General features: G+C 45.3%; 7 protein-coding genes. 5 read left to right on the top strand and 2 right to left on the bottom strand.

Annotated elements, in window-relative coordinates; all coding sequences use genetic code 11:
• Positions 1–80: 80 nt before the first annotated feature.
• Positions 81–7,628, bottom strand: coding sequence for a SpvB/TcaC N-terminal domain-containing protein (locus E4K71_RS09755; RefSeq protein ID WP_135079062.1), 7,548 nt, complete (start codon positions 7,626–7,628; stop codon positions 81–83).
• 260 nt (positions 7,629–7,888) lie between these two features.
• Between E4K71_RS09755 and E4K71_RS09750 the strand changes: the two genes are divergently transcribed.
• From E4K71_RS09750 to E4K71_RS09730, 5 genes are all read left to right on the top strand, one after another.
• Positions 7,889–16,417: a neuraminidase-like domain-containing protein gene (locus tag E4K71_RS09750; RefSeq protein ID WP_135079060.1), complete on the top strand. Its 8,529-nt coding sequence runs from the start codon at positions 7,889–7,891 to the stop codon at positions 16,415–16,417.
• Positions 16,418–16,649: 232 nt separating this feature from the next.
• On the top strand, positions 16,650–17,240 hold the full coding sequence (locus tag E4K71_RS09745; protein ID WP_135079058.1) for a hypothetical protein: 591 nt from the start codon (positions 16,650–16,652) through the stop codon (positions 17,238–17,240).
• Positions 17,237–17,800 carry a hypothetical protein gene (locus tag E4K71_RS09740; protein WP_135079056.1) on the top strand — a complete coding sequence of 188 codons (564 nt, stop codon included), beginning with the start codon at positions 17,237–17,239 and terminating at the stop codon, positions 17,798–17,800. Before E4K71_RS09745 ends, E4K71_RS09740 begins: the two co-directional genes overlap by 4 nt.
• Positions 17,700–18,302 carry a hypothetical protein gene (locus tag E4K71_RS09735; RefSeq protein ID WP_167730421.1) on the top strand — a complete coding sequence of 201 codons (603 nt, stop codon included), beginning with the start codon at positions 17,700–17,702 and terminating at the stop codon, positions 18,300–18,302. The genes E4K71_RS09740 and E4K71_RS09735 overlap by 101 nt, the downstream gene beginning before the upstream one ends.
• Entirely contained in the window at positions 18,284–19,513 is a 1,230-nt protein-coding gene (locus tag E4K71_RS09730) for a hypothetical protein (RefSeq protein ID WP_135079053.1), read from the top strand. Before E4K71_RS09735 ends, E4K71_RS09730 begins: the two co-directional genes overlap by 19 nt.
• Here E4K71_RS09730 and E4K71_RS09725 read toward each other — a convergent pair.
• Positions 19,461–20,638 (bottom strand): IS3 family transposase gene (locus tag E4K71_RS09725; RefSeq protein WP_240796785.1). Its coding sequence is split into 2 segments (ribosomal slippage): positions 19,461–20,374 and positions 20,374–20,638, totalling 1,179 coding nucleotides; the frame shifts between segments, so codons are not numbered across the junction. The two genes, E4K71_RS09730 and E4K71_RS09725, sit on opposite strands and share 53 nt — an antisense overlap.
• Positions 20,639–20,651: the final 13 nt, after the last annotated feature.

The following is a 20,651-nucleotide window of genomic DNA, read 5'->3' as shown; positions in this document are numbered from 1 at the left end:
GATCTGGGATCCATGATAAAGCAGAGGGGGCTTGAAATATAATCTCGTGCCTGTCCCCGGAAGCCGAAAGGTCTTGTTTATCAGAGCTGAGTTAACTTAAATTGTGTGCCATGATGAAACTGGGATCCATTTTTTTTATTTGCGAAAACGGCCTTACTGGCAGGATCTTTATTGTGACGATCTTCTGAAAATTTGTGTGCTTTTGCGCCTCCTGTGAATTGTATAGCTGCGCGTTTATTCTGTATAAACAAGCTGTAATGCTGTTTTATTTTGTTTATTCTTTCTCTTTTTTCAGAACGTTTTATCTTTACATCTTTTTTAATTTCTTCAGTGTAGCTATGTTTCACTGCTTGATTAAAACGATCAAAGCTAAAGCATGTAGCTAATACTATGTAATTATAATTAGTCCCATTGTACTTCCCTGTTGCAAGGATTTCCGACAACTGATCCTTTGTTAAAGTTTTAGGGTTAGGTGATTTAAACTCTGCATCTGCATACTCTTTAAAATTATCAGCTATATTTAAATGTTCTATGTTAACGCTAGGAAATTCTGTGGTTAAATCATGAATTAAGATCTTGTCACCCTCGGCAAAATCATAACCTTCTTTAATTAAATCACGTTTTGTTACGTCTCGGGGATGAGCTTTTTTACACCCAGATTGGGTTAGAAAGGATTTTGTTGCATCAATGGATGTCTCTCCTAATCCACCTTTTGATCCATGTGAGCCATCGATAAAAAGAACATCCCCCCCTCCTTTTTTGTCTATTCCTTCAACTAATTGTGCCAATGTACTTATGAGTCCTGAATTAGTGGTGTTATCAAATGCTTCGATAGTACCAAGCCCCATGAGATAAGTAATGTTACGAGTGTTGATGGTATTCCCAAGGTTGTCAAAACTTGCATATCCACATTCAAAACAGACAAAGGCATTATTTTCCATCAACCCCATATAATCCACAGACCCCACCGGATTCCCCTTCACAAAGGCAAACACATTCAACCCATCCACAGTCCCCGCCGGGTCCGGATTTAGCCAGCGCCCTTGCCACGGTGCATAATATCTCCGCCCATAGTAATAAAGCCCGGTGGCATTGTCGCATTCCTTGGCGGAGTATCGGTAATCCTTGAGCTTGACCTCTTTCTCATTCTTGCCCGCAATGATCGCCGTACCGCCATAGGGCAGGTATTCTTCGTAGGAAATCAGTTGCGCTTTTTCATCCAGTTCCAATGATACTGAATTGAGGTGATTATCCATCTGGAAACGCAGCTTGCGTTTTGTCAGGTCCGACGTCTCGACCTTCTTGTCATCCTTGACCCAGCGGTGAATAATGGCAACGCATTTATCGCCATCCATGACGCGCAGGGTGTGGCGCTCCAGTGTTGTGGCTGTCTCCCCAACAGCGTCCCGTTTCTTCCTGCGTTTGATTTCAAAATTGCCGAGATAGATTTTTTCTTCAATGGAAACAGCCGCGACCATCATTTTCTCATTGACCTTGCGGGTGCGCAGCTCGTCACTGTCATAAACGTAATATTCCGCATCATTTACGGCGTTGTCGCGTTCAATTACCGTGGCGCTGACCAGATTGTTGCAGCAGTTGTAATCCAGTTTCAGGGTGCTGCCACGTTCAATCTGACGCAGATTGCCGTGGGCGTCATAGTTATATTTTTCCAGACGGTTGGAATTGACCGCAACATCCATCTTGCGTGTCCAGCCCTTGCTTGCTGTGTGGCGTTGTTCCAGCAGGTTTCCGGCCTCGTCATAGGCATAGGCCTCTGTGTAGGTTTCCAGCGCCTTGTTGTCGTTTGTATGGGGCAGTTGGCTGAAGACGGCCTGTTTGAAGCCGTTTTCATAACTGTGTTCCCCCAGCTTGGGATGTTTGCGCCCGGTGGCACGAATCAGACGGTTGAGCGGGTCGTAATGGTAATCGCTTAACGGCTCCACTTTCTGGTTTTTGTAAAAGACCGTCTCATGGGTATGGTCACGAAGTCGGGTAATGTTGCCCACCGGGTCATAGGTGTAGACAATATCCTGCACTGGGGTATCCGATGCGCCCGCATTAGTGTTGTCACTTTTCATGGACAGGAGGTGCAGCGTGGTGTCTTCGTAAACGTAGCGCACTTCAACCCCATTACCATAACGCACCATTGAGCGCAGACCCTGAGCGTTATAGTCGATGTTTTTAATGATGGATTGGCAGGGTTCATCCTTGAAATCCACATCAATACCGATTAACGCCCCTGTAAAGTTATAGCGGTTGTTGGTTTTGGAGCCATCCGGGCTTGTCTGGTTTAGGGGATGTCCCAGCGCGTTATAGGTGGTGATGGTGGTGTGGACTTCATCATCAAGAGCAACATCCTTGCGCCAGTCGGCAGGTTCCTTATAGGCACTAGCCATCTGGCGCGACGCCTTGATGTTCTCCCCGTTCAGGCTGCACAGGTCATTGGTGATGATGCCGGACAGGTCTTTAAGCTCATAAAGCGCGCCATTGAGGTTGCGGTCCTGAAGCTCTTGTTCACTCAGACCCTTTTGCTCCCCATAACTGAAGACCTCAACCAGATTAAAATCATCATAGGACGCCACAGGCCCGCGTGTCCCTTCCATCTTCTTGATTTTCAGTTTTGATTTTCGTTGCAGGCGATCATAAGACAGCAACTGGCAATATTCCCGCGTCGTCCATGACCAGAGTTGCTGGCCAAAAGCGTTATCGAGATGGCGCACAGTACCTTCATCGACACTGTCTGTCAGGATCGGACTGTGACTGGTTTCACCATCTTCGTTTTCCTTGCCTGAGTTCATCGGGTAGCGGTATTTAAAGTTAAAAAGGTTGGTATTGCCGTTTTTGATGTTTTTGTAATAGAGCCGGGCATCTACGGCTAGGATGTTGCGCCCCTGAATGTCGGTATCCTGTCGTGAAGTCAGGCAGTTCTGGCGCAAGCGCTCCACAATTTCATCATGGTGGTCTTCGGTAATTCCTTCCAGCTTGAAGCCTTCTGTATAGGGGCGGAATTTATCGGTTAACCAATTGAAGGTGCGTTCTTTCCCTCCGATGGATTTCTTTTTTTCGCGCAGATAGCCCTTATCCTTGAGTGTGGTGAAAATGGCCTTTTTATCACCTAAGCCTTTAAATAACTTGGGACGAACATTACCAAGATTATTGACGATGCCTAGGAAAACGGCTCCCTTGCTGTCATAGATTTGCGTCGAGGGCGTGTTGTGACTGGCAATCGCTTTATCAATTGCGTCCTTCTCATCGCCTTTAAGGCTGGCATAATTCTCAATAAAGTATTTTGAATCCAGCACTGTGTCGTTTTCGTCATAATGACGCTCAAGCCAAGGGGTGAATTCGACTTTTGAGAAAAAGCCCTTGGGCGTATTTGTGCGGATCGCCCGACCTAAGGGATCGTAGGTGGTCCGGCTTGGCGGGGGAACAGGCACGTCGCGTTGATCTTCATAAGTCGGGGTGTTGGTGAAATAGGGCTGATATCGTTCAACAGGGTTGCCCTTGTTGTTATAGACCGTGCGTCCGTTGACCGCCCAGGCTTCCTTGACCATGCGCTGGACGGGCTTGCCGTTCTCATCACGGATAAAACATTCGCGCGGACCGTATTTCTGTTTAACCTCCAAGGCCTGTCCGTGCCCGTCGCTATAGGTCAGGGTCGTCAGGCAATCGGCTGTATGATCCAGTTTCGGTTTTGTCGGCTTCCAGTGGTTCTTGGCTTGCAGGTGAATGGTGGCGACGGGTTGGCGGGTAGCCTTGTCGTAAGCAAAATCATAGAAGAAATAACTCGCCGCGCCCTGAAGGTAGGTGCCGGGATTTTTCAGAACATCGTCAAAGGTCGGTTTGGGTTGGGGACGATATTCTGCTTTGTTATTACCATGATCATACAGGCGCATGGCTCCGGTCTCTGCGACCTTGCCATTGATGTCGGTTTCATTACCCCAGCGGCTGGTGACATAGGCCTGGCCCAATTCGTCGAACAGGGCTTCGGAAACATTGGCGTTGGCATCGACCATGACATAGGGCTGCCCCACCCTATAATCCCATTTGACGCTGGTTTTTAGACTATGTTTTTCATCAATATATTGTTCGGCTGCAATCGGGCAGAGGCCGTAGTCATCATATGTAGTGGTAGACTCCACATAAAGAGGTGAGCTTTTGTCAAAGAAAACGTTGGCGGTTATGAAGGGCAGGAAGAAGCCGTTTTTGTCATTGTGCGGGCGGTAATGCTGTACCAGCCCCTTGTTCCACCAGAAACCGTTTTCAGCGTCAAAAATATAGCCAGCCTTGTCCTTGAGGTCGTCTTTTCTCAGGCGCTTAAGAAGCAGGTCGTCGATGTAGTCTTGCGTAAAGACTGCTGCTTCAAGGTGGTGCTGCAAGCCTTTCTCGGTAAGTTGCCCCAGCGGCAAGGCTTTGCTTTGTTCAGGATTCCAGAAATAGCTGCGATACCATTCCAGCAAGCGGGACTTTACTTCCTTTTTATTTTGGACGAAGGGCTGGTCATGGGTCAGGATTTCATTTGGGTCGTTTAGATCAAGGGAGGCTACAGCCTTTTTGATCTCGTCATATGTGAAATAATTCTTCTGCTTAAGGCCTAGAATCTCAAACTGGCGCTGTTCTGATTTTACATAGTAATAAAGCGACTTGTGCGCATCGCTCGCGACAGGGCTGACATATTTATTCTCTTCCAGAACAGCGACTGTTTTTTGCTGTTCGGCGTAGATGTGTTGTGCAGGATCATCACGGCGCGGCAAAGAGACATGGCAGGATTTAAGCACGTTGCCGAAATCGTCTGTGCTCAGGGTGAACTGTTGCTCAACTCTCGGATCGTTCGGATTGCGTTCGTAGTGGTAGCTGATGCTTTCGGTGGCCTCCAGACGGAAGATGGCGAAAGGTGCGCCTTCTTGCTTTTCCTGAACAAGGCAGACCTTACCGTTGGAATGTTCAACCCTGAGAGGGTGTTTTGCCAATTCGGGGTTTTGTTTTGCATCATCCATATAGACTTCGCTGCGGATGATGGATCCTTTTAACGCGGCATGGGCTTGGCGGATGGTTTCTATATTCGTTGTGCAAATATCTGCGTCAAGAACAGGGGCAGGCATATCATAGGCTTGCTTGTCGCCTTGATAGAACTGGCTTTTGTATTGCCCCATAAAATCTACGTCATGCGGCGCTGCACCTGTATGATGCCAGGTCTTTGTATGAACAGGCGGCAGGTAATGGCGTAGGGACTGATTTGGGGAACTGGCTTCGTCTTGAGCCTGAAGTTCTTCATAAGTTTCCGTATCCCAGCTTTCAACAAAGCCAAACCCCCGGAACTCCCTTTCAACATAATCGTAATAGCCTTCATGATAGGCATGACGGGTGGAAAATTTCATCTCCGTAATCTGGTCGATGGTGGTAACACGCTCGACAACTTGCACCGGGAAGGGAAGGGGCATCATCCATGGTCTGTGCGCTTTCTTGTCTTCCAGATAAAATTTGGTTGAACTGCAATACTCAATCTGGGTCAGCCCACCCATGTTGTTGTCAATCTCATTGAGCAGATAGGGCTTGATACAGCTCTCTTCCCGGGTATTGATCCCGACGAAATTATAAAACCAGTGGATGGGCTTGGGGGAAATGGTGGTTAAAACCAGACAACTCGTGCCATTGCCAAGGATATCGGCAAAACTGATCCGGTCGATATTTGAGTAATGATCCGGCAGCTTGATTGAGATTGCTTCTGAAAAGCCGTTGCCATTTTGATTTACGTATAAATTGACATGGGTTGGCGTGATATAGATCAGGTCAACAACACCTGAACCATCTGTATCTGCCAGTTGCAGTCTGGAAGCATCGAAATCGTCACCAAAATCTGGTGTGTCACCAAGGCTGATAGCTTCGCCAAATTGTCCATACCCCAGATTGGGCCAGACCTCGACAGTATTGCGGGTGATTTTGACCCGGTGGGATAAACCGTCGCCTAAAATATTAGCGAAACCAACGTATTCTTGCAGATCACCTTTTTTGATCAATGGGAAGTCCGTGCTGCGCTGACTTGTAAGGCGCTTTTCAAAACCCTTTCGACCTCGTGACGGATATCGCAGGTTTTCGCTCTCGCTAAACATCACAAGGTCTGTCATGCCGTTATTGGCAAGCCCGACCATTTCCATTGCGGGGTCTGCGTAATCTGTCGGATAAGTCTCAAACGGGACAAAGCTGGACCATTGTGGCTGGCCTGTTACCTTGCCTGTGGGGCGTTTGGCGTAATAGCCCGTTCGATTGCCGTCATTGACGACCAGTTCCAGCTGCCCCCGGCCTTCCAGGTCTACCAAGGAAGCCTGAGCACCTTCAAAGTTTTGATCTATGGGAAACTGTATAACATCCGTGGGAGGGCTGTATTTCCCGTCGCCTTCGGCCTCAAGATATTTCAGGCCATTTTCGGTTTGGTACAATAGGCCTGCGATGCCTTCGCAATTTAAATCAATTGGCTGAAAACCTGATGCATCCAGATATCCCGGAATGCCGCTTTGGTCTTCAAGAAGTTGGTTGAAACGAGGCTCTTTTGGAGGGGCGAATTTCGAATAGCTAAAATCCGTCTTGGGCAAGGATAAAGCTGTATAGCTATCCCCGTGTTTCTTACCATGACGTGTATAGCCTGTCGCGGTAACGGACTTGATGATGGATAACTTGCTATGTTTGGTTTGTTCATATTCAAATGAAAGAGCTTTCACAAGGCAAGGATCGCCGAGTTCTTTCTTGAAATGGTGGAACATTAAAATATTGCGACAAAGCCGTCGGGTGCGAACCTCAAAGGTACTTTTATAGGAAGAGAATGCATCCGCTCTGTAAAGCCAGTTATCTGTTGTATCGTACGGATTGCATTCTGGGTTTTGGTCTGGAAGTTGGTGCTGGCCATAGTTGAATAGAACTTCAAAGGCAAATTCCTCCTTGTCGTTGTCATCCAGAAAATTGCCGTACTTGATGGATCGGATGTATTTATTCGTCTCAGCCCGGTTTTTTTCCCATGATTTGCCTTCTATGCCCTGATCATTTTCCTGAGCATAGGAATAGAGAATTTTGTTGCCGTTGGAATCCTCTACACTTTCAATCAACCATTCAAATATTCGGGAAGGATTGGCGCAATCACTGATTTGTGCTTCATGTGTCTTGCCGAAAATCATGCAGGTATTGTCGGCGCTGGTAACCTTCCAGTAGGAGTTGTCGTTTGAGACATAGTGCCGAATGCTGGAAAGCTCACTAACGACGCGGGGTAAATATTCTGTAACCGTATAGTCGCCCTCACGCCTTTTTGTTGATTTTTTAGAGACCAGTTCTTCTGAATCAAAAAGAAATACATCTGAAACGCCGTCGTAACGTGGCAGGCCTTTCTCTGTTCGGATTGAGAACTTGGAGAGGTTCAGGGAAAATCCTAATCCAAAAGGACCGTTGCCCACACCGGAGTTGTAACTGAGAGAAAGTTGGGGCTCCAGTCCTCTGGCCGGTGTCACCGCAATGGGGATCGCAAAATTGCCTGTACCGGAAAACCCGTTGGGTTCAAACGTTTCGCCAATAGATTTAATGGCTCCGCCACCTTGCGGAAAGTCAATTTTCTGTTCTTGTATCGGCTTTTCAAACCCTCGCATTTTTCAGCCCCCCCAGAAGCAACCATCTTTTTTGAGTTGTTGTGACGATTGGGTTCATGAAGGCTAATGCAAGAAAATAGGCTAATCAACCTACGAGATGTTACAAGCTATACAGATATTAATGTTTCACCAAATCAATTATATAATAATAAATTATCCTCAAACGCGCGCTTCCATCTCTGTAAGATTCTGTAGGTTGTGTTTTTACACTGAGTATGCCTAGGCTATTTCGTTAGGAAATATTCGGGGGGGAATTTGTGATGACTGATGTAGCGTTCAAGAGTGAACAGGTAAAGCAATGTCAGGCTAAGAACCCTGACTTTAAGTTAGCTGACCATGATTTTTTCAATGAAGGTGAGAAATTAAAGATATCACCTAATGAAAAAGAGGCACTCAAAACAGCGCAACGTCTTGTTCGCCTCACTGGTAACGATCTTACTTCTGCTGAAACTCTCTCTCAAAACGGTTTTAATTCCGCTTTTCAGATAGCTGAACTCTCTGAGGTGCAGTTTGTTGGTCGTTTTGGTAAGCTTTTTGATGCAGGCGGAAAATCAGGTGAGAAGAAAGCTGGTGATATATACAAAAACGCCCTTGCCACCAAAACAGTTGTTCTCTTGACCCATACGGCAATTTTACAGAATAACGACCCGCATTATACAGCACTGCCTTTTGATAATCAGAGTGTACAGACACAAGAAAACTTCAACCGAGTGCCCAGCTATCAAAAACTGTTTGGACGCCTTGACTATTGCCAATGTGAACATTGCCGTTCTGTCCTCTCTCCGGCAGCTTATTTCGTCGAAGCCATGGATATGACTGATAAGTACATTGAGGCGAAAGGTGAAGGGGCTGTTCCTCTGCAAAACCGCCGTCCGGATTTGTGGAAGCTGTTATTAAGTTGTGAGAATACAAACAAGCTTATTCCCTCTCTTCAAATCGTTAATGAAAAACTTGTTCAAAACCTCGGCGCTGATCCTGAGAAAGTTTTTGAAGAGTTGGCTGAAAAAGTTGTCTACCCTTTCAATCTCCCCTTCCATTTGCCATTGGTTCAGATGCGCCAGAACCTTGGTGCGCTTGAAACGACCCTCCCCGCAATTTGGGAAAAGTTACGTATTAAACCCATTGACTTTGACGACGAACAACGCGTTCGTTCCTGGCAGGAGGCGCTGAATTTAACGCCTGGGGATTGGAAGATTGTTCAGACTTCTGAAAAAGAACCTACGGTTCAGGACATTAAAGACTGTTATGGCCTCAATAAAGTCGATGATCCCGTTGCAGCCTTGTCAGATGTAAAAGTATTTCTCAAACAAACAGGTCTGAATCGTCAGCAGATTCAGGAGTTGATCTACCAAAATCTGAACGATAATGAAATTGATGATGGCGAGTGTAAGTCCTTCTACATTAATGCTGGAAGTGACTCGCCAATCGGTATTGAGGCAGGAACGCAGCTGACGAACCTGACACTAGAGAATTTAGGCCGTATCAATGGCTTAATCCGTTTGTCGAATATCTCCAAGATTAGCGTTATTGATCTGGATTGGGCATTGAGGACGATTGGAAAGGGGGAACCGAAAATCAATCAGACTGTTCTGCCATATATTGCTTGGATGAAGCAGATGCTTGAGGTGGACAAGGGGGGGGACATCAATCAGCTTTGCGCTGTCGTTGGAACCTTGAAAGAAAATGGTAGAAAATATGAACCCGCCTTTTTCGATCAGATTTATAATGCTCCTCATATACCGGAGCATCCGGATTGGAATACGCACCCCCAATGGACTGTCCCAAAGGTTGCTAATGCAGAACAAGTAGATGACAAGGATATTAAAATTCAGAATGCCTTGGCTGTCGCTTTGAAACTGTCCCAAGCGCAACTGTTGAAAGCGGCGAACTGGTTGCTGGATATTACCCCTCGCAATGGGGAAGGGGGAGAAGAAAATGACTCAAGCCGCTCTCTTAAACTGACAAAAGGCAACTTAGCAGTCCTGTATCGCATCAGTAAAATGTCTGAATTGTGCGGTCTTTCATTTGATGAAATAGAAATCGCTGCACTGCTAATTTTGGGCAATCATGCTGTAAAGAGCCTTATGGGAGAAAGTACAAGAGACGTCTTGCACGCTTTGTTAGTTTTGACGGAATTGTCTGGTTGGTTAAAGGCGTCTGATATCAAGCTCTATGAATTGCAATATATGCTCACTGGGGAAAGTCGGGATAGTAGCTTACAAAACAGAGCTTTGAGTCAGGAAGCGATTAAAAACTTTATTGAACAAACTTCAGAAACCATGAACGCAACGTTGTTCAGCGAAGATTATTTCAATGAGAAAGCTGCCGGGTTGTTTTATCCAAATCGCAACGAGGCAGCGGAGATTGTCTACGATACTCTGAAGAACAAGCAAATAGGGCTGGAGGAAGCCGTTGTTTCCGTGTTTCCGAAAGGAGCGGATAGTACAAGCCCCAATGTTAGAAACGTCATTCAAGAAGTTCAAAGGGTCGCACCTGACCCCCTTAAGTTAACTGAAGAGAAATTTGTTTCTCTAACTCATCGTATCTTTGCGCCATATCATGCAGTCGCTTCTCAATGTTGCAAGGTTGAGAAAATTGTATCGAATGATATTGGGCAATGTATTGATGAAATATTGGCTTGTCCTTTGATACCTTCGAAAGAATTGGGGCAATCCGATAAAGAAGACGAACTCCAAAAATATGGAAAGTTTGGAAAAACGGGAGGCATTTGGAAAGAGCATACCTCGAAAGTCCTGTCCGATATTGTTGTGAAGGCACGTTTGGGTCAAGAAAAGACCCTGATACCGCCTCTTGCAGAATTGTTAGGTGTGTCGTCAGAAATCATTGAAATTCTTCATGAGAAGAGCACCCTCGAAATTGAAGATTTTATCGTTCCTGATCTTGAGAGTTTGCAGGGTAAACTCGTTCAATGCCAGCGTTTGGCATATATCATTTCGCGTTTTCATCTCTCTGCAAAGGAGGCGTTGTATCTGTTTCCTCAACTTGATCCAAACCAGGTTGGTGGTATTAAGGTTCAAGCAATTCGACAGATGTATGATCTGAAGGCTTTGCAGTATCGACTACAGGATACTCAAAATCATTTGCTGAATTATTTCGATTTTGTTCAGAAAACAGATGATGACAAACAACATGCTGAACAACTGGCTAATATTACCGGTTGGGAAGTTGATGATGTTCAAACGTTAATCAAGATGCTCGGTATTGGGAAAGATTGTGGAACGATTGACGGTATTGCGATACTTGCTAGCTGGATGGGGCAAAAAGACAAGCTTGGTCTAGATGTGAAGGGGCTACTTACTTTACGTGATTTTGAAGCAGAGCCACAGCAGAGTTTTCAAGATTATCAGAATATGACGAATGCTCTTTTGCAGGGATTGGCGACAAAGACCAAGAACGGGCCGGAGAAAGCATTATCGTCAATTCAGGAAAGTATTCGCGATGTGCTGGTGGGGTTGGTCATTGAAAAACTGGGCAAAACAAACCCCATTCATAGCAAAGGCGATTTAAGCTCATATTTGCTCTTGGATGTCGAAGTTGGTGCGGAGGTTGAAACCTCGCGGATGCGTGAAGCTATGTCGGCGGTGCAAAACTATATCAATCGCGCTCTTAGCAATCTTGAAGCAGGTGTGGGGGTTAGCTCTGAACTCGAAAAGGTTTGGCAGTGGTCTGAACGATATCGCGTCTGGCAGGCTAACCGGGAAGTATTTTTGTACCCTGAAAATTATATCAAACCGGAACTGCGACGGGTGAAGTCGGCACAGTTTGAGCAGTTGGAGCAGGAATTGCAACAACAGGCAACCCCGGACCAAGCGGCTGTTGATAAAATATTCGCAAATTATTTAACGAGTTTTGCCAGAGTTGCAGATGTTGATATTCAAAGTATGGCAACCCGGGACTACCTGGAGGGTGAAGTCACCTTAAAAGAGCTCTTTATATTGGGGAAAAGCCGCAAGGCACCATTCGAATATGCCTATATGACGGCTCAATTCTTTTTTGATTCAAAAGATGAGGCATTCTTACCCGTCAATTGGGATTTCTGGAAAGAGACGTCCAAGGAAATACAGCCTCTTGGAGGCAGTGCACCTACACCGGTTTTTGCATTTGGAACCTGGCATGTGTTCTGGGCTGAAAAAAGAACGCAGGGTGCTTCTCTCAGAGGTGAGAAGGCTGCATCGCCTGAATATAGCGGGGTTATAAAATATACCTGTATGGATGCAGCGGGGAACTGGATTGTGGCACAAGAGGTTGAAGGTGTTCCCAATCTGAATGTCTCTCAACAGCCATGTACAATTTATCCTACCTATTTTTCTGGTGAAGATGCTCTGATGATCGCCTATCCAAATGGAACGAGTGCCTATGGAGTGCACCTTTTGGATACAAAGATGGTGAACGCAAGAATTGTCGCAGCCTATCGATATCAATCAGAAGAACGGATTTCTCATGTGTTACCGACGCCATTTGATGAAGAGGCCAGTTCAGGAATTGATTTCCAATATTACAGGAAACAGGATGACAAGAATCCGATCCGGTCGAACGGAAATTCACTAACAGTTTGGTATTTAGATGAGAACTTACCTGAACCTCGCTACCGTTTCCTTTATGGGGAGGTCAAAAAGAATATCGCCAACGCTTTTGATGGCGAGAATATAAAGACCAAGGAAACACCGGTATTCGAAGTTATAGATGAAAACCTCTATATGGTCTGGATTGACCACGACAATGCCTTGAAACTGCGCAGACAGAGAAATGACGGAGTTCACGAACCCGATGTGACGGTGATAGAACCACATAAATCTACACAGAGGTCTCATGCTGATTTATGTCTTCACGGGGGGAGTGTCTATATTTCGTGGATTGAAAATGATGAAGGTAAACTAGCACGTGTTTTACTAGAAAAAGAGGGGATGAAAACCCAGGGAGTTTTTGAATTTACGACTAAGAATATTGCGGGACGTCTTTCAATTTGTGGGCATTCATCGGGGGTAATCGCAGCCTGGAAGTCGTCTAACCAAGATACTTTATGTGTTCAACGACTGTGTCATAAGGATACGGACATCGGTCATAAAATAGCGGAAGGAAAAGTGAATGCTTTGGATGGAGTTGAATCACTTTCCCCGGATATTGGCGCTGTTCCCTATAATAAGGATGTCAGCAGTACGGTCATTTCTTTTAAGAGGAAGGGCGCTTCTTCAATCAGTGTTGCATTCTGTATATATGATGGGGGGAAAGACCAGAATTTACCTTTGGCAAGTGAGCGTTATCTGGAAGGGTTTGATCAACTCGATGACAGGATTGCCGTACAGGATAACGAATTATATTTTTCTCAACATGATCATAAGAAGAATGATCATAATTTCGTGAATGTCAGGCAAGCCATTGTCAGATGTTTTGCTGATAATATGAAAATACTTTCAGGGCGCACAAGAGAGTTTGATCAAAGTTGGGAGAGTGAACAACCTGCTTCCTGCTATGTTTTGGGCAAACAGGTTCATTACATGCGTTTGTGTAAGGAAGAGGTAAAGGCAGATTTTAACGTTGCCTGTACCTATTATAAAGATGATGAAACTGTCATTCCCGGGGTGAAGGGTGAGCTGCTGAAATTGCCTGAGTTCTGTAAAGAAGCTCAGGATATTGTCTTTTATGAAAAGCCCTTAACGCAACAGGAAAGAAAACGGCTTTATGAAGCTGGTAAAAAAGTTGTCAGAAGGAAAATCAATAAGTTTACGCACTTTGGTGATGCTTTTAAAAATGGGGACAAGGTTCATATTCTCAATCAGCCGGATTGGTATGGAATTTCACACAACGGGGCTTCTTATCTGGCTTTGCCAACTCAGGGAAATAAATATGAATTGCAGGTTTATCGATTGAATTCGGGAGCTGCTGAAGATTTGCACCAACACCTTATGCGCTCCGGGACAGATGGTTTGCTTTCCACTGAGACACAGAGCATGAAGGAAAGACGTTTTGATGACATAGGGCCTCAAGAAGAGATGGTTTCGGAAATCTATCGTCCCTCCGATATAATAGATTTAACAATGGGGCCGACAAGCAATTACTTCTGGGAACTGTTTTTCCATGCGCCTTTCCTTGTTGCTCAAAAACTGCAGAATGAACAACTTTTTGCCGAAGCCAGGCATTGGTACGAGTATATTTTCAACCCTACATCCTGTGAAGAAGGCGATACCTTAAACCAGGTTAATGATCGTTATTGGTGTTTTCTCGGTTTGCGCAGCCAGAATATGACACTTCCTCAGGCTAAACAGCAGGCTGTTGGAGGAAATGATTTTGATCCTCGTATTTTTGCCCAGGTCTATGAACATGCCTATAACCCATTTGATCCGCATGCCATTGCTGCATTCAGGCCGGTTGCCTATCAAAAAACAATGGTGATGAGCTATATGCAGAATCTGTTTGATTGGGGTGATAAACTGTTTCGGGAATATACGGTAGAGAGTATTGCTGAAGCATCTATCCTCTATATGCTGACTTATAATTTATTTGGCAAAAAACCGGTTAACCTTGGACCTATGTCTTTGGACGATCCTAAGACTTATGAGGATGTGGGGAAGCAGCCGATACCACAGGAAATGGTTGAATTAGAGCAATATATAGGTGGGGCGATCAAGGTGCCTGCGACTTTGATGCCTCACAACTATGTATTCGGCAATGTTTTCGGGGTGCCGGAAAATGAACAGTTTATCTCTCAAATCAAGAAAATTGAACAACGCCTTCATAACATTCGACATGGCTTGAATATTGATGGTGTGCGCCAGAAGCTGGCTCTGTTTGATCCGCGCCTTGATCCTATGGAAATCGTTCAACAGGTGGGGTCAGGGGGAAGTCTGTCTGATATTCGTAACAGTTTAAGTGTTGCAGTCCCATACTATCGTTTCGAAGTCATTCTTGAAAAAGCCAAGGAGGTTACCCAGAGCGTCATTCAACTGGGGCAGTCTCTACAGTCTGCGCTAGAGAAAAAAGACGCCGAGGCCATGGCACTGCTACAAAATGTCAATCAGCAGAATATCCTTGCGATTACAACTGCCAGCCGGGTGGGGCAAGTCGAGGAAATTGGCAAGCAGATTGAAGGACTGACGGAGAGTTTGAACAATGCGCATGATCGGCTGGGACATTATACTTGGCTCAAATCCAGAGGTGTGAGTGAACTTGAGAATGTACAGCTTTATTCACGAGCCTCATCGGCGACATTTACGGCACTAAGTGGGGTTGCAAGTACGGCTGCTGTTCCTTTGGAGTTAATTCCAAATGTTGTTGGCGCAGCGGTCGGTGGATCCAAATTTGCTGCGCCAGCCCATGGGTTAGCCCAAGGCTTTAATGTTTATGCAAATATTCTGTCTGCGATTTCCGATATTGCAGGAATTCAGGCAGGTTACCAACGCAGGGAGGAGGATTGGGACCTGCAAATTAAAATGGCTGAACACGAAACGGTCCAAATCAAGCACCAAGTCGAAGCAGCACAATTCCAGCAGAAGGTTGCACGAAATGAAGCTGCCTTGTTGCAGAAAAATATCGAACAGGAACAAAAGGTCGAGAAGTTTCTTAAGACCAAATTTACCAATCAGGAACTTTATCAATGGATGGTCGGACGACTGTCTGCACTTTATTCACAAGCTTTCCAGCTAGCCTATGAACTTGCCTGTCAGGCTGAAGCCGCCTGGCAGTTTGAATTGGGGACGCAACGTTCCATGGTTCAGCCAAACCACTGGGATAATCTGCATCAGGGTTTGCTGGCCGGTGAAGCCTTGCTTTTGAATTTACAGCAAATGCAAAGCGGTTACCTGAAAGAGGAGAGAAGACTGGAAATCACCAAAACTGTTTCTCTAAGGCAGATCGCGCCACAAGCTTTACAGGATTTGATGGAAAAAGGTGTGTGTGATTTCTCGTTGACGGAAAAGGATTTCGATTACGATTATCCAGGGCATTATTTCCGCCAAATCAAAACCGTGTTGATTAGTATTCCGGCTTTGATCGGTCCGTATCAGAATATTCATGCAACCTTGACGCAAGTGACAAATAAAACCCTGCTGAAACCAGACCATAAGGGAGTTAAGTTCCTGCTTGATTCGAAGGAAGGGGAAGTTCCTGGGGCGGATGTGTTGCGCTCTGATATTCGTACCAACCAGCAGGTTGCCCTCAGTCAAGGGGTAAACGATAGCGGCATGTTCGAGCTCAGCTTTAGTGACCCAAAATATCTGCCGTTTGAAGGAACCGGAGCCATTTCAGATTGGCGGTTAGAAATGCCCAAAGCCCATAATCCGATCGATTATGAAGCACTCAGTGATGTGATCGTTACCATCAAATATAGCGCTAAACACGGTGGTGAAAGTTTCCGCAAATCAGTTTTCAATGAACTGGGAACCTATAGCGGTTACCGGACTTTCATGATTGCACAGGAATATCCTGATAACTGGCGAAAGTTTATTCTGAGTGGGGATACTTTGGATGTTGCAATCAGGCAATCCCAATTGCGTCTTAATTTACACAGTTACAAGGCTAGGAAGGCTGATATAGCGTTTGTTCTGGATCATGGTGTCGAGTTATCTGATAAGGTCGGGATAAATCTATCCATAGACAATGCTCCAGCCGGAAAGGGAAACCTTAATAAAACGGGGGAGTGTTCAATTAAAATTTCAGGCGCTGAAATTCGACCTCTCTCCATGTGGAAATTTGAATTCACTAATGCAAAGGAAGAAGACAGGCAAAAACTACAAAATATGGTGATGACTTTGATCTATGAGGCTTCTTTTTAGACCAGCCGTGGATTTGCCTGAAAACTGGTACTTATCTTTCTTTCCCCAAAAGGAATTTTGTATCTATAAATTACTTTCTATGGAAGACGTTTTACCTATAGGACACCTTCTCTATTTAGGTATTTTACCCACATAGGCGACCCCCCACTTATTTGGGTAAAACACCCATCTAGGAAGGGAGTCGGAAGGCATATTTTTTTAGTATGCATAAGCCATGTTCTATTGAAGAGGTATGGCTATGTACAAAGGTTTTATTCGCTCACTGTCGCTAGCATATTTGGAGCGGTTGGACTTCCATCCAGTTGTTAAGCAATCCTATAGATTGTTTAAAAGATTAAGTTTTTCAGGGGATTTTCGGGCGCTTCATCCAAATATTCAAAAGGCAATTTTATGGGCGAACCCGTTGATTGTTTTAAGGGTTGAGAAGGAGGAAGCTAACCAAAGGAAAATAACAAGAAGCTCTGATGATTTTGTCGAAACAGAAGACTACATTATAGGTGGTTTTCAATACTTGACGTATTTTGACGAACAAGAGGTCTTAGATGGTCAGGGCTATAAATTTGTTCCTGTATGTGTGATCACTTCTGATCTTAATAAAAAAGAGATTCAGCAAATTTCTTTAGGATCTGCACTTAATCATATTTCTCTTCAGCTATGCCGTGAAAAGGGCTTTGGCCAACTTTTTCTAGATATGCAAAAGCAGGAAGAGTTGTTTGGGTTACACCCATTCAGCAAACCTGCAATGGGGAAATGGTTTAGTGTCTCTGCTCAAACCATTCAGCGCCAAGTTAACAAGATCAAGAAAAATGGAGGCGCCAAATGAGTGATTTCGTAGTCTCTTTCTCCGGATTGGTCCCCGAAACGATTGATTTGGCAACACGCGGGGTTCTTTGGCGAAGGGTTATGAAGATTGGTGCTGCCCTTAACCTTGGAAACTTCGGAGTGCAACAAATTGCATGGGGTTGGGAGAGCTTTTCCAAAACCGTTCCTCCAGGTTCAGCTTTTCCAATTAAATATGATGACGGTGTTTCGCTTATCCCCTCATTTGATGTGAGCGAGAAACAAGCCCCTGTTCTTTGGATGATTGCGACGGTCCAGGAAGGCGATGGCTTAAATCCGGAAATTCTTCAAATGGTCGAAGCTTACGTTTTCTACACCGCTGTTTTGTGGAGTGGGCAGGTTGAAGCGCCAACAACCATTCGAGATGCCTGTCGCATTGTTCGGCAAATTAAAAAGGGAAACCATGCCCGGTTATTAAAAACGTTCACAAAAAATATGACTTTTGAGCGCTTTCTCAAAATTTTACAGGAAAACAACGAAAAATATCGACAAGATCAAGGGGTACATAGACCAAGCGCAAAGCCTTCTGGAAAACATCAATGAGAAGTTTGAAATCAAGCTGACTCTGTCAAATATTTCTCAATTTGCCTTTACACATATGCAATGGCTTGGTGTGGATGAAGTCATTGCAGCTTTGCTGACGGGGCGGACAAAACAAAAAACGACTGCCTTGTATTATACGGCTTTTCAGAATGGTATCGTTGAACCAGCTTATCGGCAGTTTTTGGATCAGATTACGGATATGAGCGATGGCTTTAAGTTGCCTGAAAATTTTCTGTCTGCTGACGATGTTGGGACACGAATTCGGCCAACTTTGGAAGCTGTTTCAGCATTTATCGACAAGTTGCATGCGTTTGCTGAAAGGCAAAGCAATTTGGAGGGAAAACACAATGCTGTGGTTGCCTGTTTGTGGGCAACAGCTTCTGTTTTGACAGGGCATCGGCCAGTAATTGCACCTTTTGATCTCTATTCTGATGTAGATGCTTTGAGGGGCGCAAACTCAAGCGAGAACGTCAGAAAGAGCGTGTGTGTGAAAAAGCCTTAGCGATCTTCCGTAAACATTTCAGTGATTTGCTTTCTGAACCTATGGGGACCAATTCTTATGATATTTGCCTGCAGAAAATTGGTGAAGATATCTGCGCCAATTTAAAAAAAGAAAGAGATATAGAAACCGCCTGGGATGCCGTTGCGCAGGAAATCGAAGAAGGTAATATTGAAGGGCGCTGGGATTTGGAACCACCTGATGTGACAGTCAGGTTAGAAGCCCCACTTGGTCTACGAGATCGTGAGTTTTTTCACAATGCACGGAGATTACGCCTATACGACTATGAACTCATAAAGGGATTGGATAACGTCGATTTCAGACAGTTCACCTGTGATGAAATTTTGGGCGGTGTCCTGTATTTTTCCGCACGGGGCGGTCTATGTCAGGCCGAGGCTCTGGAAAAAATACCTTCAGTCCTTGCGGGGAATAAGCCGCTTTATATGGATGAGAAAGGGATGGTTTGGGCTGAGCTGAAATTCCAGAATTCTCATTCGGTGACCAACGCCTATGACGGTGAAAAGAAATGGACGTCTCGTCCCTGGTTCGTGTCCTCGCAGGTTATGGGACTTGTGCAGCGCTATCTCCAGTTCAAACAATCAGAGAGAAAAGCTTTTGAAATACAAAACCGTAGTGAATGCCTAAACCTGATCCGCAAGTTTTCCTTCAAGCTTGTGAAAGAGACATTTCCTTTTAAGGACTTAAGAGAGTTATGCAAACATATGCCCGCGGTTATCGAAGGGCTGGAAGGTGTGCGCATTCCAGAGGCACTTGTTTGCTATATGAATGGGAAAACAGCATCAGTCCCTCTTAGCAAAGCTTTCCGAGTGCCGTGTCCCCAGAAAATAATCCTTCGCAAAGACAGGGACGCGCAAGAGCCCGAAAATGAATTCATTGATTGGCAGGCACCGGATTGTAATTTTGTTGGTTTGTATGAGCAGGTGCGAAAACTTTTGGATACGAAGAGCCGAAAGGTGGCAATTTCGGGGTTGGAAGGATTTTTGAAAACTCAAGATGCGCATCCTTCTGTCTATTATATCTTACAGTGGTACATTTATAGTCTCGATAATAAATCGTGGGTGCCGAAGACGGCAGAGCGTTATCACAATGCCTTCTTTAATGAGTGGCTCAGTGACGTGCCCCACTTTGGTGGTCCAACCGCTATGTTAGTTTTTGGCGGTCAATGTCGTCCTGATGTGGCGACTGGAGCGTAGCGTAAGTCAGAACATCAGGACGAGGCAAGATTGTTTTTGGTGCCGGAGGCTTATAGCCCAATGAACTGTGCGGACGAACTTCGTTGTAAAATTGCCGCCAACGTTCAATCAGTACCTTTGCTTCCTGCAAAGTGTAGAATATTTCTCCATTTAAAAGCTCATTGCGAAGCTTGCCATTGAAGCTTTCGTTATAGCCATTTTCCCAAGGTGACCCCGGCTCGATATAGAGCGTCTTGCAACCGACCTTGCCAAGCCAGTCGCGAACCACTTGAGCCGTAAATTCCGACCCGTTGTCAGAGCGAATATGATCGGGGACACCGCGTGTGGCAAACAATTCAGTTAAAACATGCAAGACATCTTCGGATTTCAGTTTACGTTCAACCTCAATTGCCAGACATTCACGGCTGAATTCATCAATGACAGTAAGCATTCTGAACGCCTTGCCATCAGCCGTGCGATCCATGACAAAGTCATAGGCCCAAACATGGTTCTTCCAGCAAGGACGTAAACGGATACAGGAACCGTCGTTCATCCAAAGTCGTCCTCGTTTGGGTTGTTGCTTTGGTATTTTAAGCCCTTCACGTCGCCAGATGCGTTCAACCCGCTTATGATTAACAAACCAGCCTTCAAGACGCAGCAGACCCGCAATCATGCGATAACCGTACCGCCCATAATATTCAGCCAGTGCAGTGATTGCTTCTGTCAGAGCCGCATCCGTTGCTTGCTTTGTCGGCTTCTTTCGCTGGGTCGAACGGTGCTGACCAAGAACCTTGCAAGCTCGACGTTCTGATATCGCAAGGACGTTCATGACGTGGTCAACACAGTTGCGACGGCGTGCTGGGCTCAGAAGTTTCCCTCGGCTGCCTCCTTGAGGATCAGCTTGTCTAACGTCAGTTCGGCCACCGCCTTTTTAAGACGGGCGTTTTCCTGTTCCAAAGCTTTCATCTTTTTGGCCTGAGAGGTTTTCATCCCGCCATACTGGCTTCGCCAGCGATAATAGGTCTGTTCCGTCACACCGATTTTGCGGGCAGCATCGGCAATGGTATGCCTTTGAGCAATAAAAACCTCAGCTTCACGAAGCTTCATGATGATCTGTTCAGGCGTTGGACGTTTCTGTTTTCCCATGTCTTTTCTCCTT

The sequence above is a fragment of the Terasakiella sp. SH-1 genome (assembly GCF_004564135.1).
Taxonomy (GTDB): Bacteria; Pseudomonadota; Alphaproteobacteria; order Rhodospirillales; family Terasakiellaceae; genus Terasakiella.
Note: the sequence above shows the minus strand (reverse complement) of the source record. Positions and strands in the feature narration are given on the sequence as shown.